Here is a 23,107-nt window from a genome sequence, read left to right as displayed (position 1 = left end):
GGATATTCACGCCTGAGGCAAGCAATCTTAAGCGTCCACCTCGTAGGCTTGTCGTGCCCGGTGTGTGCGCAGGACTGTCAGCACTTCGCGCCAGCGAGGCACAGCCGCCCCGCGAGCTCGGTTTTGAGCTCCGATTTCAAAGGCCAGGCGCCATTGTCGACATAACTTTCGCCAACCAGTCAATAAACTGTTATTGGGATCATAGATGTCAGTCGATTCCGAGGAGACTCCGTTTAGTTCTAAAATCTTTATCGCTTGCCCCGCCATCAAGGCATCCCCTGTTGGCACGCGCAGATCGAAACGGCCAAAATAGAAGCCTTCGTAGTGTTCCAGGACATGATCCAAGCTCGCGGCCAAGCGATCACTCTGATATCGATTGCCATCTAGGAAAATGGCTCCACGGCAATGTGTGCCGAGCTCCACCAGCTGAATGCGCTCACCGATTGCTGGCACATCGTATAAGCGCTCCCGATTGACTTTTAAGTAATGTGCCGCTTGTGCCACCGCTCGCACGTCGTTCAGAATGAGTTGCTCCACACTGTGTATGCCATCTCCAACGAGTTCAGGTAAAACTTTTTCTGTAATCGAGAACAGTTGCCCGCGTGATTGATTCGGCATGCGATAGTAGAAAACGCCAAACTCCTGGCCCTCGATATAGCGCTGCGCGATAATGGCTGCTGTATTTTCACTTAAATATCGTCGAGCTGCCGATTCGTTCTGGATCACTGCCACGCCCTCGCCTCGCTGCCCGACATCTGGTTTCAGAATGATCGGCCAATCTAGAGCTTGAGAGGTACGAAACGCATGTAACACTGCGACTCGATCGTCCAAGAGATTCGAAGGCGGAATACAAACCCAATCTGCGATCATCCCAGACTTCGAGTTCAGCGCCGCAAGAATGTCGCTCTTAGACTCCATCGCCAAGCCACTCAAAGGATGCATGCCCGGATTACACATAGCCCACAAGGTGCTCCCGCGGTGCTTGATCGATAGATAGATGCCATAGATGACTACCGGTAAGTAAATCGGTAATGCGGGCCAGTATTCCCAGCGAGTGAGTCGTAACCAACGCCCGCGCAGATGGCGACGCCCTCGATTGGTTAAACTTTGTATCAGTAACAGAGTTCCCATGTATATGACTCCCAGAGCGGCCAGAATCAATGGCAGCACCCACCACCCCGACAAGGCCCACCACTCAATTAAAGGGCGGCCGACAACATGAGCAATCCCGACCAAAATGGGTGTCCAGACAGCCGCCGCGATCGCTAAGGAGGCAGCGAAACGAGGAAACTGGATACGTAACACGCCTGCCGTGACGTAGGTTACGACGCGACTGCCCGGAATAAAACGAGTCATGAAAACAATCTTAAAGACGTGACCATCAAAGCGATCCCTTAACCTGGTCATCGAAGCTCCCGATGCCGCACGCGCGATAAAGCGAATCTTAAACGCACGCTCCCCCAGCACACGGCCGAGACAATACAGTAAAACATCACTCGCAAATATACCGCAGAAACAACCCACCATCGCCGCCAATAGCGAGACTGTGCCTGAGGCCGCCAGGATGCCAGCTGCGATGCAAGCTAAGTCCTCGGAAGCAAATACAAATAATGCAAGTAGTGCAGCAATGAATACATCCTGAGCCAACGCTCGCTCAAGGTGCGGTAAACGCTCCAAGGCGGCTTCACGATTCGCATCCGAGACATGCAGCGCAACGCACTCAAGATCGCGCGCGAACGCTTGTAGTTCGGCCGCGTAAGCCTGCGCATGGTTAAAAATTTCCATGGTGACTAAATCGGCCCGCAGCGGCGGATCGAAGCCCAGCCACAGCCAGACCGCCCAAGCAGCGGCGAATGTAACGAGACCGAATAAGACTAGGCGACGAACGAGGACCTTCATTGCATTGCTAGTCTGTGCTGGCTTGGTTCACTCAGCACTGGAGGATTGCCATCTACGCTATGAAACCACATGTGAGCGTAATTTTTACCAATAACGATTTCTGTCACCGAGTCGGTCGCCGCATCGTCCCGCACCATCAAGGGACCGAGCGCAGGGTCTGCCGGATGGAAAGCTCCGTGTTTCTCTTTGAGCAGCGCCCGCTCTCGGCTTTGCCCCGCAAATAGATCCACACGAAAAGCTTCGCATTCTTGTTGGCGATAGGACGAAGAGGTCAATACATGTAGCCCCCCCTCCCCTTCGAGTTTGAGCGGCTGCAATTGTTGGCCATCCCACTCACGAGCCAGCGGTCCGTCATGACGTCCCAGAGCAAACAGTAAAAAACCTTGATACACGGAAGTATTGAGCTCTTGCAACGTTGACATGCACTCAGCTGCTGAACGCGCATGTCGCAATAAATCAACGACTAATTGACCGCGACTGATCTGCCCCGGCGAGTTTGGAGAATGAAAGGGGTAGTTATTGAGCAAGGCCACAATCAAGCCCGAATCGTTCACGCCCAGCCAAGTGCCTCCAGCATCTGGATCACGCGGCATCAAGATACGGGCTGCTCCAGCAAACTCGACCACCCTCGGAGCTTCCCCACGCGCACGCGTGCGCAGCTCGTCACGATTGAATACGATCCCGCGCTCGGACTCTGCCAGCCACCAGCTTAGTGTGCACATATATTCTCAGGCGTATGCGGAACCTGTTGATGCCGTAGTGTCGACGGAGCGATGCCGAAACCCTCTGGAAGTGCCAGACCATGGCGGTCAACGATCATCGCAATGAGCGCGTTGTGATGGACGGTATGCCCCAACAGAAACTGTAATTCACGTCCGAGTGAACTCTTCAACCAACGGCGTTGATTCGCGCCAGCCGCACTTTCCTCGCGAACAGCAAGTTCCCGTTCGTCCTCTGTGCGCAGTGCTTGTAGTTGCACAATCAAATCTTCCAAAACCGCGATTGCGACCTCAGATATGGACTCGATCTGACCTTGGCGAGAGCGGTTCTCGTAGTCGATCTGACAGGCGTCCAGACCATGAAAAAAAGATTCGAAGTGGTCTAAATTGTGTCTGATGTGTTTGCCGACAGAGCTACTCAGATGCCCTTGAGCAGGGGCACAATAGGCTTCCTCGCTCAGTTCAGTTAATAATAAGAGTTGCTGGCGAAGTGCCTCCTGCAGGGCATCAATGAGTGAATTAAAACGCATAATCAGTCGATCGCATTGAGAGTATCGCGTCCTAAATAAATTCCATCGGCCTTAGAAGAAAAAGAGCAAAATTAGATGCAAGCTGATACAAGCCGCCAAGCCTGCTGCCAAATCGTCAATTGCGCAGCCCAGCCCACCAGGTAAATCCTGCAGCTTTGAGATACCGAATGGTTTTAAGATATCGAAGACGCGAAAGAGCGCAAATCCAGCCAACAACACCGGCCAACTGCCATGCTGTGCGATCAGGCCATCGTTACCGCCCATACCGATAAAGACCAGTGGCACCGCGACCACTTCATCCAGCACAATCATACCGGGATCTCGCATTTGCAGACGCTGCTCCGCGGCATCACAAATCGCCACCGACAAATAGGCGCTCAAGGCCGCTAAAAAAATAAAGCCCAGTGGTGATGCATGATGGAAGAAAACCGCGTAAAAGGCTAGGCCGACCACACTCCCCCAGGTTCCGGGAGCTTTCTTCACTCGGCCAACTGGACCAATGGTCGCTAGATTGACGATCAGTGGCGTGGACAAAGTCCGCGTCCAAAAAACATAACGATCGATGGAGCTCACGACTGATCCTCGTTTTTGCCCGTAAAAATGGACCAATACTTAATCATATATTGCGTGCCGGATGAAACAGTCAGCACGGTCGCAATCACGAAGAATGCCAAGCCGCCCCAGTGCAGCACATCGCCGATGACCGCAGGCAGTAACTCTGGAAAATCCACACGCACGGCCACTGCCAACAGTAATAGAATGGCTGCAACGATTTGCGAAACAGTCTTGTGCTTACCTGACTTCTCCGCCGCCAGTACGATACCCGAACTCGCTGCCACCAGTCGCAAGCCAGTGATTAGAAATTCACGACTGAGGATGAGTAGCAGTAAGGGCAAAGCCCAAGCCGGTAAAGTGCCATGCGCCAGTAGCGAGATGAACAAACCGACCATAAAGACCTTATCTGTAAGGGCATCCATCAATTTGCCAAAGTTGGAAACAATCCCTTGCTTACGCGCGACATAGCCATCGGCCCAATCCGTCAACGCACCGATCACGAAGAGCACGAAAGCCAGCGTCCTCGCTCCCGTAAACGGGGCATACAAAAAGCCCACAATACCGAAGAGGATTGGGATACGAGAGAGCGTCAGTAAATTTGGAAGATTCACTCCGCCAATAATGCCGCAGATGCGACAGGCGGCTAGTCAAAAGTTAGGAATTTCACCGAAGTTTGCCAAAACACCCTTAATTTGTATGGCTGGGGTTTGATGGGAACCACTCACAATCTTTGCAATCTCAGTGCATTTGGCTCCATTTTTAAACTGATCGAAGCTCTTAGACTCAGATATGTACTCAGCCTCACTACGTGATCACACCCTAGATAATAAAAGTGCTTTAGCGTACTTGCCATCATCACGACGGAACATTGACTGCTCTTAATTGACCCTATTCAAATATTTATGAGATTTTTAAGAATCCCCCTACTTTCCTGCCTGATGGCACTGCAATGCTTTGCGCAGTCGCTCCCGACTGGGATCGAGGCCGTGCAGACATTGGGCGGCATTGAAGAATACCGCCTCACATCGAATGGCCTCAGCATACTGCTAATGCCCAACGAAGGCTTACCGGTTGCCACAGTCATGGTGACGTATAAAGTTGGTTCACGCAATGAAGTCACCGGCACTACAGGCGCGACGCATATATTGGAGCACATGATGTTTAAAGGCACCGAGCGTTTCAACAGCTCGGATGGCAGCGATTATTCCAGTCAAATGGAACGTATCGGCGCACGTTCCAACGCGACGACATGGTTTGACCGCACCAACTACTATGCAACCATGCCGAGCGAGTACGTCCCCATGACGATTGAGCTGGAAGCCGACCGTATGCGTGGCCTGCTCATCCGTCAGGAAGACCTGAATTCTGAAATGACGGTGGTGCGCAACGAATACGAACGCGGTGAGAACAGCCCAGTGAGCACCCTGATTAAGGAATTATTTGCCTCGGCCTACATGGCCCATCCCTACGGACATCCTACGATTGGCTGGCGTTCGGATATCGAAAACACCACGCCTCAGAAACTACGTGATTTTTACGACACCTTCTATTGGCCGGAAAATGCAGTCCTGACCGTGATTGGCGGTTTTGATAAAGCCGCCACCTTACAGGCGATCGCGACGCATTATGGGGCCGTGCCCAAAGCGCCTCACACGATCCCTGAAGTCGAAACCAGTGAGCCCGAACAGATCGGTTCGCGTCGTGTCACCATTCACCGGGCAGGACAAGTAGGTGTGGTGATGATCGGTTTCAAAGTGCCGGAAGGACGGCACGAGGATTGGGCCGCACTCAACCTGCTGCAACAAATCCTCGGTGCGGACAAAACGGGCCGCCTCTACCGTGCCTTGGAAGACAATGGCAAAGCCAGCGCGACCTTTACCTATGCACCACAGCTCAATGATCCAGGCTTGTTCATATTTGGCGCCTATTTGACACCCGATGCCACCCACGCGGAGGTCGAAGCGATCATTCTGGACGAAATCGAATCGCTGATTAGCGGTGGCGTGGATAAAGATGAACTCGCACGCGCTAAATCTGTCATACAAGCCAGCACCGTGTATGGTCGCGATGGCCCCTATGCGATCGCCGATCAGATCAACGACGCGATCGCGATGGGTGATTGGTCCGCTTACATTCATCTCCCCCAAGCCATACAAGCCGTCTCCACTGAAAAACTACAGCAAGTGGCGGCTAAGTCCTTTATCGAGAAAAGCAGCACTACCGGTTGGTTTGTGCCCGAGGTCGTTAACTCATTGACCGCTCAAGCCAATACCCTGAGCTCAATTGCTGGCCCCAACTACTACCGCGATCCCGCGCTCTTCGGCCAGTTGTCGAATGAAGCCACCGCGGACGTCCCGGTTGGCGATACCAACGGAGCCACTTCGGCAGCCATTGTTGATTTTAGCTCTCATATGCAACGCGCCGAGATCGGTGGTATTGAACTTATCGCTATCGATATGCCGATTGACAATGTGGTCTCCTTCGTCGGCAGCATTGCGGCTGGTGATAGCTTAAGCCCGGCAGACGCGCCCATGCTTGCCAGCCTGACAGCTGCGATGCTGGACAAGGGCACCACCCGCCAGGATCGCTTTCAAATCGCTGAAAAGCTCGACACTCTCGGAGCTGATATTGGCTTTAGCTCAGGCGCACAAAGTCTTAATTTTTCGGGTAAATTCCTTCGTCCCGACGCAGGTTCGGTCTTAGACATTCTGGCAGATCAGTTGCGCCACCCGGCCTTTGATCCGGAAGTCTTGAAAAACCTTAAAAGCCGCCAGGAAGCGGGTCTTTTACAAGCAATCGACAATCCCGATTACCGCGCCAGTGCGCAGCTCTCACGACTGCTCTATCCAGCGCAGCATATCAACTACAGCACTCCGATTAAAGAGCTACTCGCCGACCTCGAATCCACGACTGTCGAGGACCTCGCCGCATTTCATCAGGCACATTACGGCGCCGACTCGATGACTCTGATCTTTACCGGGGACATCGACTTCGAACAACTCAAAGCTGCCGTGGGCAACGCTTTTGAGGACTGGAATACTGGGAGCGAATTCCCTCCACTTGAAACCACCCAGCTGGAAAACAACGAACAGTCCGAGCGCATCTACATAGAAGATAAGACCAGCGTCGCCGTCCGCTTTGGTTATAACACTCAGCTGCAACGCACCGCGGATGACTACCTGCCCTTTATGGTGGGTAACTACATACTCGGCGGCAGCTTCCACTCGCGACTAATGACCGAGGTCCGCAAAAATCGCGGACTCACCTACAGTATTCGCTCAGGCCATGAAGGCGACATCCTCACACCGGGCAATTGGGTGCTCTCAGCCAGTTTCGCTCCTAGCATGTTAAACGATGGTCTCGCGGCGACCCATGAGGTCGTACAAAAATGGTACGACGACGGCGTCACCGAACAGGAAGTCCGCGCAGCCATCGAGACCTTGACAGGTTCCTACCTGGTCGGCCTATCCACGACTGGTAGCGTGGCGGGGCAAGTTCACAGCTTCATGCAACGTGGCTTTGGCCCTGAATATATCGACACTTATCCGCTGCGAGTCCGTCAGCTCACCGCCAAAGATGTCAATCGTGCCATCCGCAAATACTTTGATCCTACACAGCTTACAGAAGTGATCGCCGGTTCGCTGGCCAAGCCCAATGAAGCGCTGGATGCACCCGCGGAGCAGGAGGCGATTACCGTTCGGCTCGATGTGCCCGACGCCGCTTGGCGTATTCATATTGATCAAATATATCGCACCTCGGAAAGTATCGTTGTGCTCTCACAACTCAGCCGCGATTCCGATGCGATGGCCGCACAAGTCATCAGCACCGCAGCGGATACCGTGAAGATCGCTCCCAACGAAGCTGAATTACCCGTGCGACACTACATCCTGGGCAAGACCTGGGACTGGGGAGACACCGGCGAATACACCTTCATCGAGTCGATGGATCCGATCCGCAGCATATTCAACGCTTCCGAACTATTGTATAAACGAGAAAAATAATCGACTCGCATTCAAGCGCGCTTTCACTAGCACTGTCCCATACTCGCTGACTCAGCATTTTTTCAATTACACCTTTTACTCAACAAGTTCATGGCAAAAATCGACGTAGAAACTCTTAAATTCATCCTACAACGCAACGAACCCGACATCCGCAAGGTCAATGAGATCATGCAGGAAGTCGAAATGGAGCTCAAAGCCGAAGAAGAAGAAAAGGCCAACCGCCCTCCCCCAGTGAAGAAGCAATTCTCGATTCTGATCTCTGATCCGGAGGACGAGCTCAAGGATAAAGACCTCACTGGTTGGGTCGTGCAAATCCCTGAAGACGACGGTGTGACTGTTGCGCCTGAGCGTATCATCAGTGCTGCTTACGAATTTAACACCACCCCTAAGGGGCGTCGCATGCCAGTTGAAACCATCGGTGAAGCCTGTGAAGCGGTCCCAGCGAAGCTCTTTAAAGAGCAAAACGTCTGGATCAAAACTAAAGTGCCTGTGCTGGCCGTGACCTGTCCGAATAAGATCCCAACCGAAAAGGTGGAATAAACCAGCGGATCGCGTTGCCGCCAGAATTCGTGCCGCGCTTAAGAGTTGAAGCACTCACGCTTACCGCGTATGGACTGCGGGCAAGCGTGACGGCTTTAAGCTTTTACAATTTCTGGATGTAGCTTTATGGCTGCAATGTCACCGCGAGTGCATAACCGTTGGGCCCCGTGTGGACACCGGTGAAGTCGACTTCCAGCCCGTGTTCATCTTGCGACCACTTCAGTTTGTTTTGACTGCCTAAGAGCCGCACCTCCAGCACAATGCCCGCAGATGTCTTAAGGGAACGGATATGAGCAGAATCCTTGTTCGCAGCCAAAGACATCACATACACCGTATCGTCTCGTGAACTGAACCAAAACTCATCCGCATGTGATTTGGAATTGTTGACCTTGTCCACGCCCTCGCTGAACGGGGTCCAACGCGTGGTCCCAAAGATGGCTTCTGAGTTTGTTTTCACCCACTCCCCCATTTCGTGAAAACTGGCCACACAGGGCTCAGGCACCGTGCCTTTACCATCAGGCCCGATGTTGAGCAGGTAGTTTCCACCTTTGGAAACGATATCGACGAAGTTACGCAGCAGCTGATTGCCACTCTTCCAATGGTGGTCGTGCGCCTTGAAGCCCCACGAGTGGTTGGCGGTGCCGCAGGTTTCGAAGTGCTTGGCGGCTAACTCATTGGCGGCGGGCGTTTTATTGTCACCTGCGTCGATATAATCGCCGAAGTCGTAGCCGACGCGGCGATTAACAATAATATTCGGGTTCAATTCATAGACCATCTCATAGAAACGGAAAGCTTGTGCTTCAGTGATCAGGCCTTCGCCATCGAACCAAATGAGACGCAAGTCGGGCAGCAGTTCAATTAACTCCGCGATTTGCGGGTAAGCTTTGTTCTCCAGATATTCCACATGGGTATTGGGACTGGGGTCCCAGAGATTTTTACCATTGGGTCGCGTAGCGACACCTAGAGTGTCGTTATAGGCTTTTACGTTCGCATAGTTGCCATCAGAGCCTTCGCCCCAGTCATTGCCATGCGAGTAATAGACTCCGAAATCGAGGCCCTCAGCTCGGCAGGCATCGTAGAGTTCTTTAACTAGATCGCCGTCGTAATCAGTGGCGTCGGCGATATCCCAATCCGAGCAAGCTGAATCAAAGAGCGCAAAGCCATCGTGATGCTTGGCAGTGATCACCACGTAGTTCATGCCCGTCGCTTTGGCGAGCTGTGCGATGTTGACGGCGAAGGTTTGATCGGGATTAAAGTTTTTGGCATACGCACGGTATTCCTCGCGTGAGATTTTAAATGCGAACTGAATCCACTCCGCCACCTTTGGGCCAACACCTTCCTCGATACCTTGCCCCTTCCAAGAGCCTGCTGCTTCCGAATAAACGCCCCAGTGGATGAACATGCCGAAGCGAGCCTGACGATACCATTCCATCGCCGCGACTTTGGGGGCCGATTGGTGCATTTTCAGCCATGGCTGATAGTATTGATCCGAACTCAACGAGATGCGACTGCTGGTGTAACCGACAGGCACTAAGCGCGCTTTATTAACCGATAAATTAGAGGCGAGCGTTAAGGAGTAGCTGCCAGAACCCGCGATGTCGATTGATTGCTCGAATTCTGAAACAAGGCCTTCCTCGATCACATAGGCCTTCTTTAGCTTCTGCCCGACCAGTTCGCCATTAAGACGCGCCCATCCAGTATGTGCGGCTTCTGCGCCTGCAATGTCCACAACGACTTGCAAGGTGTAAATGCCTGGATGTGTAATGTCAAAATCCCAGCTCCAAGTATCGCTCTGTGAGCATGCGATTGTAGCAGGTAAAATCACGGAACTATCAGCTCGTTGCGTCTGGACGTGGTCTTGCGCAGCAAGTGTTGCCGGTGCTGACGATGCGGCCAGCAGTACCGCTGCGAATAAAGAATGGATGGTCGATTTCATAGATACTCGAAAAATAATGGGGGAATAAAGCAATCACTGGCGAATGCTTGTGGACAGTATAACGTGCAGAAATGCAGATACCATCACGTGTATAATAAAAATATTCTTCTTTACGAATTTAGAAAGAATCTACCCAGCTTCACGATCTCTTAAGGTTCGAAACGCTAAACTCTGTGGCATCCTCCAAGGAATGCCACATGATACATCCAACACAAAAACATCTAACACGCCTGGCCTGCCATGGCACCGCAGCCTGCTGTCTGCTATGGCTCAGCGCGTGTGCCACCACCTCTTCAAGCGGCGACTCGCGTGCTCAATTCGACGCGAGCTTGCCGACGAACTGGCAACACGAAACGACAGCCACCAGCACGCCCGGCAGCACTGACTTAAGTCAGTGCTGGTCACGCTTTAATGACCCGCAACTCGAAGCTTTGATCGCGGAAGCGCTGGAGCACAACACCGACAGCCGCACCGCCCTCTCAAACATTCGTCAAGCACGAGCCGAGCGCGGATTGGAATCCGCCGAGCTATGGCCCTCCCTTTCCGGTTCTGTCTCGGCCTCCTCCGCCAACAGTCGCGACCGGCAAACGAATCAGTCCAGCAGTTCGGAAAGCTATGGCGCCACACTCGACGCAAGCTGGGAGATCGATTTATTCGGCCAACAGCAGCAATACTTAAAGGCCGCCGACGCCGAGTTGGCGGCAACCACGGAAGATTTCTACCAGCTGCAAGTTTCGCTCGCCGCCGAAGTGGCCAGCACTTATCTGGAACTTTGCTCCTTACAGGATCAGCTCGCCATCGTCCAGCAGAGCCTGAGTAATCGTTTGGATACCGTCGAACTGACGCAGTGGCTGGAAGACGCCGGTGAAGGCGACGCACTGGACACACAACAGTCTATCAGCTCCGCGGAACAAGCCCGCGCCCAAATCCCCGATTTGGAGCAAAGCATCGTCGAAACTCGCAATAGTCTGGCAATTCTAACCGCTCGCACGCCAGAGTCGCTCAGCGAGCTGACATCGGCTGCGACCCGGTTCCCACAAGTGCCCGATGCGATAACGATCGGCATTCCTGCGGAGACCTTGCGCCAACGCCCCGACATCCGGGCTGCGGAACGTCGCATCGAAGCAGCCACCGCAAATCTATCTGCAAGCGAACGCAGTCGCCTGCCCTCGCTCAATCTCAGTGGTTCGATTGGCCTGGAAGCACTGTCCTCGGGAGATCTGCTCGATCCTCAAAACATTCTCTCAAATATCGCCGCAGGCCTCAGCGCTCCCATCTGGGACGCGGGACGCATCAGCCGCAACATCGAGATCCAACAGGAAACACTCACTCAAGCATACTTAAGTTACGAAAGCGCAGTGCTCAATGCACTCAGCGAGGTCGAAAACGCACTCAGTGCCATCCAGAAGCGTAATACGCAACTCACGACACTGGACAAAGCGACCACCGCAGCACACCAGGCCACCGAGCTGGCGCAAGTACAATATGAAACCGGCGAGATCGATCTACTCACGGTGCTCGACACACAACGAACGGAACTAAGCCTCCAGCAAAGTCGCACCAGCACGCAGGCACAGCTCCTGAACGCACATGTTCAACTCTACAAATCATTGGGAGGTGCATGGAACACTCCCTCCGAAATCACTCAACTCTAATCCATATCATGAAGGCATCCAAAAACACTCCTGAGACAGATCTGGCCCAAGCGATACAAGCTGGCAGTCCTAAGACGAATTCTAAGAAACGCTTCTACATCATCGGCATCGTCCTGCTGCTCGCGCTCGGTGCCTGGTATTTCTATAGCCAGCGCGCTCAAGCACAGTCCCGTGGGCCAAGTTTTAAAACCCATGAAATGCAACGCGGCGACATTCGTCTCACCGTTACCGCCACTGGTAATCTGGAACCCACCAATGAAGTCTCTGTGGGCAGTGAGCTCTCCGGCACCACGGTGGAAGTGTATGTCGACACCAACGACCAGGTCACCAAAGGCCAGCCCTTGGCACGACTCGACACCGTCACACTGGAAAATCAGCTCAAATCCAGTAAAGCCGCACTCGAATCTGCCAAGGCGGCGCTACTTCAAAAGCAAGCCACTCTGACGGAAGCCGAGGCGACGCTGACACGCCAACAGGAATTACAGCGACTCAGCGGCGGTAAACTTCCCTCCAAAGCGGACTATGCCACCACCGTCGCTGCGGTGGAACGTGCCAAGGCCGACATCACCAGCGCCGAAGCCGCTATCAGCGAAGCCCAGGCCGACGTCGAGACCAAGGCTAACAGCCTGTCCAAAGCTCTCATCGTCTCGCCTACCAATGGCATTGTGCTCAGTCGCAGCATTGAAGTCGGTCAAACCGTGGCCGCCAGCTACTCCACCCCCGAACTCTTCGTCGTCGCGGAGGACCTCTCCCAAATGGAACTGGAAGTCGCTGTCGCCGAAGCTGACATCGGTCGCGTGGCCGCCGGACAAACAGCGAGTTTCACCGTCGACGCCTGGCCGGACCGTAGCTTCGAAGCCACCGTGCTGAAGGTCGCCTACGGCTCCGAAGTCACCGACAATGTGGTCACTTACGAGACGGACCTTTCCGTCAGCAACGAGGATCTTAGCCTACGCCCGGGGATGACAGCCACTGCCGACATCGACGTGGCACATCATCAAAACGTGCTCATCGTTCCGGTCGCCGCACTGCGCTTCACCCCTACACCTCCCGATCAACTCGGCCCCAAAGCAAGCACGGAAAAAACCTCTTTTCTTGATAGTCTGATCCCGCGCCCGAAACGGCCTGGTTCTCAAAAAGGTAGCCGCCCAGAAGGCATGATGCCGACTAAAACCGATGGTGCATCCACCATTTGGATACTTGAAGAAGGCCACCCCAAGCCAGTCGAAGTCCAGCTCGGTATTAGCGATGGCAGCTACACAGAAGTCATCTCAGACGAAATCAGCGAAGGCACTCAAGTCATCCTCAGTGAAAGTAATACCAGACTATGAGCACACCCACCTCCACTCTCATCGAGTTGAATAATCTGACCAAGACCTACGGTCAGGGCAGCGCCGCATTTCAGGCTCTCAAGGGCATCAACCTAAAGATCGAGAAAGGTGAATTCGTCTCTATCATGGGGCCCAGCGGCTCGGGTAAATCGACTTTGATGAACCTGCTCGGCTGCCTGGACCGGCCCACTACAGGTGCCTATCGCTATGAAGGGATTGCCGTGGAAAGCTTAAACTCGGTGCAACGCTCCCTGTTGCGACGCGACGCTCTGGGCTTCATCTTTCAAGGCTTCAACTTACTCGCCCGCACCAGTGCCATCGAAAACGTCGAACTGCCCCTGCTCTACCGTGGCATCAAGCGCGCCGAACGCCATGAAATGGCACGCCGGGCACTCGCCCAAGTCGGGCTCCCCGACAAGGAGCGTAACACACCAGCCGAGCTCTCGGGAGGACAGCAACAACGCGTCGCCATTGCTCGGGCGATTGTGACCAATCCCAGCACGCTTTTCGCCGATGAGCCCACCGGCAATCTGGACTCACAAACGACTTGTGAAATTATGGAGCTCTTGACCCAACTCAACAGTCATCGCGGCATTACGATTCTCATGGTCACTCACGAAGATGATGTCGCTCAGTATGCCAAACGCACCGTGCGCGTGATTGATGGCCTCATTGATCACGATCAGACACACCACCAAATCGCAGCCCTGTAATCGCTATGCTTATTATGCTCACCAACGCTTTCTTAATCGCCCTTCGGGAGATTAAACGCAATTTAACCCGCGCATTCCTCACCGTACCTCGGGATCATCATCGGCGTCGCCGCTGTGGTCACCATGGTCACCCTGGGCGAAGGCACGACCGCCGCCGTGAAAAACCAGATTTCCGATCTGGGTAGTAATTTGGTCATGGTCCGGCCTGGCTCCGGCTTCGGGCCCCGGGCATCCTCCGCAGGTGTTCCCAACTTCACCGAGTCAGATGTCACGGCGATCGCCGAACAAATCTCTGGGGTGGCCGCCATCGCCCCGGTGCGCACAGCATCACTCAGCACCATTTATCTGCAAGAGGCCCGCAATACCAGCATTACCGGCACGACAGTAGACTACTTCAGCATCAATAAATGGTCACTCGCCGCAGGACGCTTCTTCACCGAAGCGGATGCCCGCACGGGCGAAGCGGTTGCCGTCATTGGTAACACCGTCAAAACCGAACTCTTCGGCAGCGAAGACCCGATCGGTAAAAAGATCCGAGTCGGCCAGGCCTCCCTGCAAGTGATCGGCCTGCTGAAAGCCAAAGGTCAGGCTGGTATGGGCGATCAGGACGACACCATCGTTGTGCCGCTCACCACCATGCAGCGGCGCCTCGGCGGGCGCACCTCCTCCCGCGATGTCAGCCAAATGAGCATCTCCGCCGAGGACGATTACGACAGTGACCGGCTGATCAGCGAAATTTCTTCCTTACTGCGGCAGCGCCGCAATATTCAAAGCAATCAGGACGATGATTTCACCGTTTTCGACACACGTCAAATCGCGGAAACCTTGAGTTCCTCTACCGAGCTGATGACCATGCTACTCTCTGCCGTGGCGGGAGTCTCGCTACTCGTGGGGGGTATCGGCATTATGAATATCATGTTGGTTTCAGTCACCGAACGCACCCGGGAAATTGGGATTCGCCTCGCCATTGGTGCCACAGCCAAAGAAGTGCTCTGGCAATTTCTGGTGGAAGCCCTCACGCTCTCCTGTGTCGGCGGCATGATCGGAATCGGCCTGGCCTTGGCCTTCTGCCAAGTTCTTGCGCCGCTGATCCAGATCCCCTTCAGTTTCAATCTAGAGATCAACCTCATCGCATTTGCCTTCTCCGCAATTGTCGGCATCGTGTTCGGATTTGCCCCCGCACGCCGAGCCTCCAAGCTTGATCCCATCGACGCGCTGCGTCATGAATAAGACACAACCATGCGTATATTAGTCATAGAAGATGACCCCGGCCTACGCCGCAGCCTCAGTGCCACGCTCAAAGAGGAAGGCTTCGCCGTCGACCAAGCTGCCGACGGCGAGGAAGGCCTGTTTAAAGCCAGTGAGGGACTTTATGATGCACTGGTGCTCGACGTCATGATGCCCAAGCTCGACGGCTGGCAAGTGCTGGAGCAACTGCGCCCTCAGCATACAGTGCCAGTGCTCATGCTGACCGCTCGCGACAGCGTGCCGGATCGCATCAAGGGCCTGAATACAGGGGCCGATGACTACCTGACCAAGCCCTTCGACAGCGATGAACTCGTGGCGCGAATTCGCGCCCTGATTCGCCGTACCTCTGGCAAAACCCAATCACAAATCGAGATCAATGGATTACTGCTCGACACTGCCCGCCGCAGCCTGAGCAAGGACGGTCAAGAGATCGAACTCACCGCCCGCGAGTATTCACTATTTGAATACCTCGCCCTTCATCGCGGCGAAGTCGTCAGCCGCAGCTTACTCTACGAGCGTCTCTTTGACGAAAACGACAACAGCCTCTCCAACTTACTCGATGTCCACGTTTCCAACCTACGCAAGAAACTCGGCGCCAGTATCATCACCACCCGCCGCGGACACGGCTACTGTATCGAATGAAACGCCCTTTTCAATCCATCCGCTGGCGCATTCAAGTCTGGCACGGCCTCATTCTGTTCATCGCCATCGCAGCCTTCTGTGTGACCGCCTATCAACTGGCATGGCTCAATCAAAGCCGCCGAATCGATCGCGAGATACAGCGCCACGAACGACAACTGTTCAAGAGTCTAACCGAAGCCAATGAATCCTACTTTTCCGAGCGCAACAACGGTAACAAACGCATCCCCTTTCCCGAAGAGCTCTATCAAATTTTCGAAACAGGCAAGATCCAGTTGCCCGAGGAAGCACTCAACGAGTTCTCTGGCAATGCCAGCGGCTATTATTACTTCGCCTTCGCCAATGCCGACGGCGAACTACTGTTAAAGTCAGAGAACGCGCCCGATCAACTCAACTTCCTGCCCCTCCCCGACGAAGTCGGCATGCAGGAAGAATTCCGCACACTCGGAAACCTGCGAGAGAGTGCCCACAGCTTCAATTTCGGTTTCCGCATCATTATCGGTCACGACATACAGTCGGAGCTCGAAGAAAAACACCGTTTTGGCTGGTCACTCGGTGCCAGCGGCTGCGGCCTCTGGCTCATCGGCCTACTCGGCGGCTGGTGGCTGGCCGGTAAGGCCATACGCCCCATTCAGTCCATTAGCCAGACCGCGACCCGCATCGCCGAAGGCAACCTCAATGAACGTATTAACACCGCGGGCACCGACAGCGAACTCGACCAACTCAGCCACGTTCTCAACCATAGCTTCGACCGGCTCAATGCCATCCTCGAACAACAACGTCAATTCACCGCCGACGCCTCCCACGAGTTGCGCACGCCGCTCACCATCCTACTTTCGGAAAGCCAACGCATGTGTAAACGCGGGAAATCCCGTAGCGAAGCAGACTATCAGGACGCCTTTGACCTCTGCCACGATGCATGCATACGGATGCGGGATCTGGTGGAAAGCCTGCTCCTGCTCGCCCGCCAGGATAGCAACAGCCCCAATCATTTACCGTGTGATTGCGACCTCGCGCCACTCATTCAAGACAGCTGTGCGCAGCTTCGCAGCTTAGCCGACTCAAAAGACATCGCATTCGAATTAGAGCTCGAAACTTGCCCACTCCATGCCGATCCAAATTTACTCAAAGTCGTGCTGAATAACTTAATCGGCAACGCTATCCAACACCACCAAGGTAAAGGCCACGTATGGGTCAGCTGTCGCCCGCTCGTCAAGCAGATTGAGCTCACTGTAAAAGATGACGGCCCCGGGATTCCTGAAGCAGACCTCCCCCACATCTACGATCGCTTCTATCGCGCCGACAAATCCCGTAACTCTCAAGACGGACACTCCGGGCTAGGCTTGGCACTCGTTAAAGCGATCCTCCAAACCATGGGAGGCGAAATCACCGTCCAAAGCCAACAAGGCACGGGCACGACTTTCAAAGTCAAACTGACCTAGTTTTCCACTGAGAGCCGAACAAAGGAGAATGGACACTCATGTCCCGCACTTACAGCGCTTAGGTGCTGACACTGACTCGCTAATCCTGCCCAAGTTCCAGACTATTCAGAGGGCGCAAAACCAAATCCTTTTGATCCTCCATTACGTGCCGCTTTCCATATCACTTCAAAAAAAGTGCTATCATACATTCATTTTGAAAAACCTAATTGAATGCACGAATCGCCGGAAACAAAACCTTGCTCTATAACGCCTAATAGATTTAACTTATAAATCTAAACCTCCATTAATCCCGCACTAGCATTACAATAGGAGCGATCCAAACTAACCAAATGAAGTGCAGTTCCCACAAAAACCACACACCACGACCCCTTGTTATCATTCATTGAATGAATGATATAACACTTTAAGTTGGGCGCGATAATCATTAATATGAAAATAACATACGAAAGACCTCCTCTCGCTGGAAAAAAATTTGTGTTTGCAATGAGGACAAATTCTGGAAGAAGCCGCGTAAATATTTTCCTGAACGGAAATGAAATCCAAACTTTTGATTGTGACGATCCTCCTTGCTATCAAGCGTTCTTTGTTCCTCAAGGAACGGCAGGCTCAACACTTTTACTCCGAGGTTTTGACGGCCGTGAGGAGTATGAGATTTTTTTCTTCATCAATGAGGATGGCTTAGGCATCTTGACGGATTCACCTCAGAAGACTGATCGAGATGCTGAACCAGTTTAATAGACGTAGATGAGCGCTGATCTAATTGGTCCCATTTCTCAAGCGGTTGGAACGATCGCCTCGGCAATAATCATTGGAGTTATTGCGACACGCCTGCAAAGGAAATACCAAAAAGAGAAAGATCGGCAAGATCGAGATGCTCAATGGCGGCAGTTTGCAATAGACCTCACAAGGCTTGAACTCGAAAGAAAAATAGAAGTCTATAAAGCTGACAAAGGTTCATCAAAAGAAATCCGAACAGTAATCGATGATTTCTTAGCATTTTATCGTGATTTAAATGAGTTAGGACCGACTGGAAATGGTTCGAAAACAGTCCGTGAACTATACATTGATATTATGGTTCGAAGGAAAGCATTCCAACTTGGCAATATGGACAAAGAAGTTAGATCCATCTTGGATTGTGACGATATTAAAACTTGTGAACTCCATTTACAAGAGCTCAAGATCAGGGCCATGGAGGAAGTCTTGAAGAAATACCAAAAATAGCACAACCGGGTAGACGGGAGCATTAACTCTCCCGTCCCCCACATCACCGGCCATACGGGTCCGTAGCACGGCGATTACAATGAAAGCGAGAACCAGTTAGCAGCTCCGAGACAGGACACCCACAAGCACCGAGCCTGGTAAGCTCACAAAAAAGAGTGCGTATGGAAGTCTGACATAGGGAATCCGTCTCGACATCCTCTCAAACATACATCATCAAAGAGTAACAAAATTGAAATTTTCACATTAAACATTACCCCCTTCTCATGGAAGACGACATACTCAATTCCTTTCGCGCTCCGCGCTACAGTCTTGAGTAGTCTCCACGTTAAGCATGAATAAAAATGAGATTTGAAGCACCAGAAAAATTATCAGGCTTCTTCTGGATGATTGATAAGCCCGGTAAACGAATTCCAGGAATACTTTCTATATCTGATGGTGGAGACGTGGAATTGGAGATTATCGGCAATTTTGATGAGAATGTTTCCAAAGCATTTACTAGCCAAGACTTCAACCTCCCAAGAATACACGGACATGTCGAAAAACGCAGTGAAGTTACACTTGATAACTGTTTTTATACAAATAAAAATTTCTCGTTTGGGGGTATTTCAAAGTCTAGAATTCACGTTAATCTTCTGATCTCAGGAGTCTGGTTCGAAAAGGATGAGGAAGTTGCCTTCGAATCCATATCTTTTTCAGTTGATGGACTGGACCAATGGGTCGCTACAGCCGGATTTCAGGTCTCACCGAATTTTGAGGACAAGTCGGTTAGTATTTCATATAAAGCGCCTCAGGAAGAGAATTTTCCTATAAATGACGACATGATGTTATCCTTGGCATTTGCGTGGTCGATTCCAGGTGCTCCTCTTTTTACAGAAGCGAAGGTAACCCAATCTGCATTATTAAAAATTGAGACAAAGGTAAAACAACCATTGAGAGACCTCATTTCTGCTGCTTATAAAATCACAAATCTTTTGTCCTTCTGCATTGATAAGACGGTGAGCATCAGTGAAATCTCGGCCCAATCAAAGGAGGTTGTCCGAAAGTACCCAGACGGAAAAGAAATTCCAATAGCAATGAAGGTTGTTTATCGCAGTTTGCCGTTCGATGAGGAGGTTCCGAAAATTGAATCGCACGACATGCTCCTGCGTTTTCCTCAAATTAGAAAAAGGTTTTCCGCGTTCATTTGCGCATGGTTCCAAGCGTATGAACTAGTTGAACCGTCAATAAATCTCTATTTTTCTTCTCGGACTGGGGCACATCGTTTTCTAAACGGTAGATTCCTTGCAATGGCTCAATGCCTCGAAACTTTTCACAGGAGGCTTTCGAATGAGACGATGATGGATCCAGACAAGTATGACTCCTTAGTCGAGACTATTCTGAAATCGTGCCCAGAGACCAATAAGGATTGGTTGAGCGGTCGTCTATCACATGGAAATGAGGTGTCTTTGAGGAAGAGGCTGAAAAAGATAATAGAACCTTTCGAAACCGAATTTGGGGGCAAGAAGGCAGTATCACGTTTGGTTGATCTAATTGTGAATACGCGAAACTATTTTACACACTTTTCGCCAGATCTCGAGGTCAAGGCAGCGGATGGAAATGAACTTTGGACGCTATGCATGAAGATGGAAGCCGTGTTCCAGATGCATCTGTTGAAGCAGCTCGGATTGTCCGACGATGAGGTTTCAGAAGTGCTCAAAGCTAATCGTAATCTACAATATAAAATTAAGGAAGCTTAAATCGAGTAGGTGACGCCGCACGGGACGCCACCTCTCACACCACCTTAATATTACCCACAACTTGAGTTTTCACATTTTGCAAGCCTGGCTCCCTCGCATAGATCTGTAAGTCGCTTCCACCCTCTCCAAAGTGTAATGGTACCTGGTGGCCCATCGCATTTTCGCCCTAAGTGCCCTCCTAGCTTAGCGATCCAAGCAACTGCCTGTTTAATCGTCGGAGGCGGATTAGTGGGGTCATCTTCTTTCGTGCTCTTACTTCGCAGGACTTTCCACTCATGCTCACTCAATAGGCTTGAGCAACATTGCCTAGGGTCGGTTCGCGCAATCAACGTAATCATAAATAATCGCCATGCCACGATACTCATCACTGTCAGATATCTGGACAACCTCTCACCGTGTCCGAGGCGGCAGGCTTCAACTCGGAAGCCGGACTTCAAGACTTTGAAAAACATCTCTATGCGCCAGCGTAGACAATACCATGCGACTTTCTCACAGGCCTCTTCAAAGCTAGACACTTCAAGGTTCGTCAAGAGCATCCATTCGACGGCATCCTCGTCCTCTGGTGGATTCTCTTCGAGAACATAGATCGCATTCATTTCTACATCCGGCAATTTCTCAAGCTTTTGCTTCGGGTGATTACGAGGGGCATTGAGCTGGAAAGCGCCAAACCGGACGGTAACTACGGCTCTTCGTGCAAATCGCTCTGAGTTATGCTTCGTTTTTGATTTATGCGGGATGCCTATTTCGTAGGAACCCGCGTCAGGGCACGAGATCATGTAGTCCCACAGCTTAATGACATCCTTCTCGGCATATCTTGATTTGCGATTAATGGTCCGATCCGAAGTGGCTCGCACAAGGACAGGCGCATCTAATTCATGACTACACTTGAAAAAGTCATAGATATCACACTCACGATCACACACAGTCACCACACGAGAGTCTCTGACAACTTCCATTGCCTCACGCAGTGACTCCAACCAACGAAAGCTCTCCTTTTCTTCAATAGGCACTCGATCACGATTACTCTTCCTGCCCCGAGTTGACCGACTCTCGCGAGCAGAGATTTTTTGGCTTAGTAGGCCCAATGGCAGCCCCTGAGTAGTCACAGCTAGGCATGCATGCATCGCCAGTCCATGGGCATAAATCTCCTTAACGTTTTTCCCTTTTTTCATCGAGATTTCTCCAAGGCCTTCTGTTTTCGGATGGCTGGTGTAGTTGAAGTAGCTGGTGTCCTGAATCGCAAGAATCGTCCCATGGGCATTAGCCCGCTGTGCCGTTTTTGCACTGTGAGTCGACAATATCTCGGATGAACGAACTTTATCGTTTTGGAAAAACCGGTAAGCAGACTTCGTTTCCGACCAATCTTCACAAGCTTGGTTGATTGGACTCTCCGGGGCATCAGAAAAGCGATCACATAATTGAATCAACCGATTGTTTAGACGCTTATCCCCTAGGTTAACCTTCGAAAACTCCTCCTCAGACCAGGTGCTTTGATTTATCTCATTCATTTAAACTTGTAGTTATATGGGTTTAGTAATCATTGGGCAAAACGATCATGACCCATTTCACTTGGCTCCCCGATTCACCCTCGTTAATTGCCCTCTGGCGGGATTCAAAACATGTGCCAAGCTCCTTTTCGTGCACAGCCTGTTTTGACTGCGGTTTCTTTGTAGATCCCCAGCTTTATGAGATTACCGACGCGGGTACGGCGATTCTTCCATTGCTTCCAGATGTAACTGCGTAGTTCACTTTGATACGCAAGCGCGAGTGCTCCGCGATCTGAGAAGAAAATTTAAATCCGCCTCTATGCTGGTTTGAGCCACAAAAATGCACGCGTAGGCACAAAAAAAATGAAAGCAGAGTATTGAATCAGGTTCTTGTGAGTTTTGCGCCTCTTTATGGCCAAATAATCAGGGGAGGATGTAATGAACCTTGAGCATCACGTTCGATTCGGATACGTTAGGAACGATTGAAGGATTCAGATCCAGTAGGCGCGATAGTGCTCACCGATCTACAAGAATTTAAACCTACAAAACAAAATGAGCCCCGACTTCATCCAACTAATACTCACTTTAGGCGTTACTATTTACTTCATGTATTGGATTCGCGACATAGCTGAATCCCTTAGACAAATTGCAAAGAATAAGAAATAATTGATCGCTTCGGTGGTGAACCAGCAGTTTGGTTAGTAATTGGAAAAGAAGAAGAAAATTAAAGATTCACAGCTCCCGATGAAGCCAACCATTCAAGACTCTCCCACCCACGCGGCCTTCGGCCATATCCAAGCATTGCTGGTCAACAGATAAACCGTGCAGATCTTTGACGATGAAAGAAGTCATTCAATTGCTAAGCATTTACATTACGACTGGGAGCCTACTGTTTGCTTCACCACCTCAAACGGTAGATCCGGGGTTTAATTACAGCTGGAATCAAATAAGTGACGAACAAAGAGAAGAGAATTTGTCAGCTCACAAGTTTCTCCAGAAAGCGTCTCCAACCGAAACAGGCTATGAAATCGTATTCAGGAAATATCACTATGCATCGATCCCCTATTTCATCTACGTGTCACACGATCTTGTAGAATGGAATTTCCTGGGAACTGTATCGCCGTGGGATACCTTCTTGCTGAATGCTGAATTGAACGTCACTTTAGAGTCCTTTGAAAATAAAACTGTTTTGATCCCACCTTTCCGAAATCCTCCGACTACTAGAAAAAATGCCGTTATTAAGGTTTCGAGTTCGGTTCAAGAGCGAGGAGTATTTTTCGCAATAGTAAACAGTCATGAACCTTACACTCCAGACGACTACAGCAGTGATCGGACTGAAGACTATATTGCCCCCGTAGCAATCAAATGATCATCACTTACAGCATGAGCAATGTCGCAAACGCGCCATCGCTCATGTGTAAGTGAGCTAAAATCGATACCAAATGTGCGAATTGT

Annotated in this window: 18 protein-coding genes and 1 pseudogene; 12 read left to right on the top strand and 7 right to left on the bottom strand. The window is 51.5% G+C overall.

Annotation, left to right across the window (positions count from 1 at the left end):
* Positions 1–27 precede the first annotated feature (27 nt).
* Genes SH580_RS01480 through pgsA form a run of 5 tightly spaced genes read right to left on the bottom strand, consistent with a single transcriptional unit; the run spans position 28 to position 4,314 of the window.
* Positions 28–1,899 (bottom strand): DedA family protein, encoded by a 1,872-nt coding sequence (locus SH580_RS01480; RefSeq protein WP_319833230.1) that lies wholly within the window; start codon positions 1,897–1,899, stop codon positions 28–30.
* Entirely contained in the window at positions 1,896–2,621 is a 726-nt protein-coding gene (locus SH580_RS01475) for an NRDE family protein (RefSeq protein WP_319833229.1), read from the bottom strand. The genes SH580_RS01480 and SH580_RS01475 overlap by 4 nt, the downstream gene beginning before the upstream one ends.
* Positions 2,609–3,148 (bottom strand): DinB family protein, encoded by a 540-nt coding sequence (locus SH580_RS01470; RefSeq protein WP_319833228.1) that lies wholly within the window; start codon positions 3,146–3,148, stop codon positions 2,609–2,611. Before SH580_RS01470 ends, SH580_RS01475 begins: the two co-directional genes overlap by 13 nt.
* A gap of 51 nt (positions 3,149–3,199) precedes the next feature.
* Positions 3,200–3,721, bottom strand: coding sequence for a phosphatidylglycerophosphatase A family protein (locus SH580_RS01465; protein ID WP_319833227.1), 522 nt, complete (start codon positions 3,719–3,721; stop codon positions 3,200–3,202).
* On the bottom strand, positions 3,718–4,314 hold the full coding sequence (pgsA, locus tag SH580_RS01460) for a CDP-diacylglycerol--glycerol-3-phosphate 3-phosphatidyltransferase (RefSeq protein ID WP_319833226.1): 597 nt from the start codon (positions 4,312–4,314) through the stop codon (positions 3,718–3,720). The genes SH580_RS01465 and pgsA overlap by 4 nt, the downstream gene beginning before the upstream one ends.
* A gap of 291 nt (positions 4,315–4,605) precedes the next feature.
* Between pgsA and SH580_RS01455 the strand changes: the two genes are divergently transcribed.
* Both SH580_RS01455 and SH580_RS01450 read left to right on the top strand, forming a co-directional pair.
* Positions 4,606–7,704: a M16 family metallopeptidase gene (locus tag SH580_RS01455; protein WP_319833225.1), complete on the top strand. Its 3,099-nt coding sequence runs from the start codon at positions 4,606–4,608 to the stop codon at positions 7,702–7,704.
* 90 nt (positions 7,705–7,794) lie between these two features.
* Positions 7,795–8,244, top strand: coding sequence for a hypothetical protein (locus tag SH580_RS01450; RefSeq protein ID WP_319833224.1), 450 nt, complete (start codon positions 7,795–7,797; stop codon positions 8,242–8,244).
* 124 nt (positions 8,245–8,368) lie between these two features.
* Here the strand turns inward: SH580_RS01450 and SH580_RS01445 are convergent, their stop codons facing one another.
* Positions 8,369–10,180 (bottom strand): alpha-L-fucosidase, encoded by a 1,812-nt coding sequence (locus SH580_RS01445; RefSeq protein ID WP_319833223.1) that lies wholly within the window; start codon positions 10,178–10,180, stop codon positions 8,369–8,371.
* Between the two features lie 197 nt (positions 10,181–10,377).
* On the opposite strand from SH580_RS01445, the gene SH580_RS01440 reads away from it, so the two are divergent.
* The 9 genes and pseudogenes from SH580_RS01440 to SH580_RS01400 all read left to right on the top strand — a co-directional run bounded on the left by SH580_RS01440 (position 10,378) and on the right by SH580_RS01400 (position 20,165).
* On the top strand, positions 10,378–11,835 hold the full coding sequence (locus tag SH580_RS01440; RefSeq protein ID WP_319833222.1) for an efflux transporter outer membrane subunit: 1,458 nt from the start codon (positions 10,378–10,380) through the stop codon (positions 11,833–11,835).
* A gap of 8 nt (positions 11,836–11,843) precedes the next feature.
* Positions 11,844–13,166, top strand: a complete 1,323-nt coding sequence (locus SH580_RS01435; protein WP_319833221.1) for an efflux RND transporter periplasmic adaptor subunit — start codon at positions 11,844–11,846, stop codon at positions 13,164–13,166.
* Positions 13,163–13,879 carry an ABC transporter ATP-binding protein gene (locus SH580_RS01430; protein ID WP_319833220.1) on the top strand — a complete coding sequence of 239 codons (717 nt, stop codon included), beginning with the start codon at positions 13,163–13,165 and terminating at the stop codon, positions 13,877–13,879. Before SH580_RS01435 ends, SH580_RS01430 begins: the two co-directional genes overlap by 4 nt.
* A 14-nt stretch (positions 13,880–13,893) precedes the next feature.
* A pseudogene (locus tag SH580_RS01425) lies at positions 13,894–15,109 on the top strand (ABC transporter permease).
* 9 nt (positions 15,110–15,118) lie between these two features.
* Entirely contained in the window at positions 15,119–15,769 is a 651-nt protein-coding gene (locus tag SH580_RS01420; RefSeq protein WP_319833219.1) for a response regulator transcription factor, read from the top strand.
* Positions 15,766–17,208: an ATP-binding protein gene (locus tag SH580_RS01415; protein WP_319833218.1), complete on the top strand. Its 1,443-nt coding sequence runs from the start codon at positions 15,766–15,768 to the stop codon at positions 17,206–17,208. The genes SH580_RS01420 and SH580_RS01415 overlap by 4 nt, the downstream gene beginning before the upstream one ends.
* A 429-nt stretch (positions 17,209–17,637) precedes the next feature.
* A complete protein-coding gene (locus SH580_RS01410; RefSeq protein ID WP_319833217.1) occupies positions 17,638–17,943 on the top strand; it encodes a hypothetical protein in 306 nt (101 codons plus the stop codon).
* A gap of 9 nt (positions 17,944–17,952) precedes the next feature.
* Positions 17,953–18,429, top strand: a complete 477-nt coding sequence (locus tag SH580_RS01405) for a hypothetical protein (RefSeq protein WP_319833216.1) — start codon at positions 17,953–17,955, stop codon at positions 18,427–18,429.
* A 341-nt stretch (positions 18,430–18,770) separates the two neighbouring features.
* The gene (locus SH580_RS01400) at positions 18,771–20,165 is read left to right on the top strand and encodes an ApeA N-terminal domain 1-containing protein (RefSeq protein WP_319833215.1); all 1,395 of its coding nucleotides are present in this window, start codon (positions 18,771–18,773) and stop codon (positions 20,163–20,165) included.
* A 50-nt stretch (positions 20,166–20,215) separates the two neighbouring features.
* Here SH580_RS01400 and SH580_RS01395 read toward each other — a convergent pair whose 3' ends face one another.
* Positions 20,216–21,673 carry an IS4 family transposase gene (locus SH580_RS01395; protein ID WP_319833214.1) on the bottom strand — a complete coding sequence of 486 codons (1,458 nt, stop codon included), beginning with the start codon at positions 21,671–21,673 and terminating at the stop codon, positions 20,216–20,218.
* An 817-nt stretch (positions 21,674–22,490) separates the two neighbouring features.
* Between SH580_RS01395 and SH580_RS01390 the strand changes: the two genes are divergently transcribed.
* On the top strand, positions 22,491–23,021 hold the full coding sequence (locus SH580_RS01390; RefSeq protein WP_319833213.1) for a hypothetical protein: 531 nt from the start codon (positions 22,491–22,493) through the stop codon (positions 23,019–23,021).
* The last annotated feature ends 86 nt before the right edge of the window (positions 23,022–23,107 follow it).

It is taken from the genome of Coraliomargarita algicola, assembly GCF_033878955.1.
GTDB lineage: Bacteria > Verrucomicrobiota > Verrucomicrobiia > Opitutales > Coraliomargaritaceae > Thalassobacterium > Thalassobacterium algicola.
The sequence above is the reverse complement of the archived record's forward strand: the minus strand, read 5'-3'. Positions and strand labels throughout refer to the sequence as shown.

Coding starts and splice junctions, on each gene's coding strand:
- SH580_RS01480 (WP_319833230.1), bottom strand. CDS start 1,899: ATGAAGGTCCTCGTTCGTCGCCTAGTCTTATTCGGTCTCGTTACATTC.
- SH580_RS01475 (WP_319833229.1), bottom strand. CDS start 2,621: ATGTGCACACTAAGCTGGTGGCTGGCAGAGTCCGAGCGCGGGATCGTA.
- SH580_RS01470 (WP_319833228.1), bottom strand. CDS start 3,148: ATGCGTTTTAATTCACTCATTGATGCCCTGCAGGAGGCACTTCGCCAG.
- SH580_RS01455 (WP_319833225.1), top strand. CDS start 4,606: ATGAGATTTTTAAGAATCCCCCTACTTTCCTGCCTGATGGCACTGCAA.
- SH580_RS01450 (WP_319833224.1), top strand. CDS start 7,795: ATGGCAAAAATCGACGTAGAAACTCTTAAATTCATCCTACAACGCAAC.
- SH580_RS01445 (WP_319833223.1), bottom strand. CDS start 10,180: ATGAAATCGACCATCCATTCTTTATTCGCAGCGGTACTGCTGGCCGCA.
- SH580_RS01440 (WP_319833222.1), top strand. CDS start 10,378: ATGATACATCCAACACAAAAACATCTAACACGCCTGGCCTGCCATGGC.
- SH580_RS01435 (WP_319833221.1), top strand. CDS start 11,844: ATGAAGGCATCCAAAAACACTCCTGAGACAGATCTGGCCCAAGCGATA.
- SH580_RS01430 (WP_319833220.1), top strand. CDS start 13,163: ATGAGCACACCCACCTCCACTCTCATCGAGTTGAATAATCTGACCAAG.
- SH580_RS01420 (WP_319833219.1), top strand. CDS start 15,119: ATGCGTATATTAGTCATAGAAGATGACCCCGGCCTACGCCGCAGCCTC.
- SH580_RS01415 (WP_319833218.1), top strand. CDS start 15,766: ATGAAACGCCCTTTTCAATCCATCCGCTGGCGCATTCAAGTCTGGCAC.
- SH580_RS01410 (WP_319833217.1), top strand. CDS start 17,638: ATGAAAATAACATACGAAAGACCTCCTCTCGCTGGAAAAAAATTTGTG.
- SH580_RS01405 (WP_319833216.1), top strand. CDS start 17,953: ATGAGCGCTGATCTAATTGGTCCCATTTCTCAAGCGGTTGGAACGATC.
- SH580_RS01400 (WP_319833215.1), top strand. CDS start 18,771: ATGAGATTTGAAGCACCAGAAAAATTATCAGGCTTCTTCTGGATGATT.
- SH580_RS01395 (WP_319833214.1), bottom strand. CDS start 21,673: ATGAATGAGATAAATCAAAGCACCTGGTCTGAGGAGGAGTTTTCGAAG.
- SH580_RS01390 (WP_319833213.1), top strand. CDS start 22,491: ATGAAAGAAGTCATTCAATTGCTAAGCATTTACATTACGACTGGGAGC.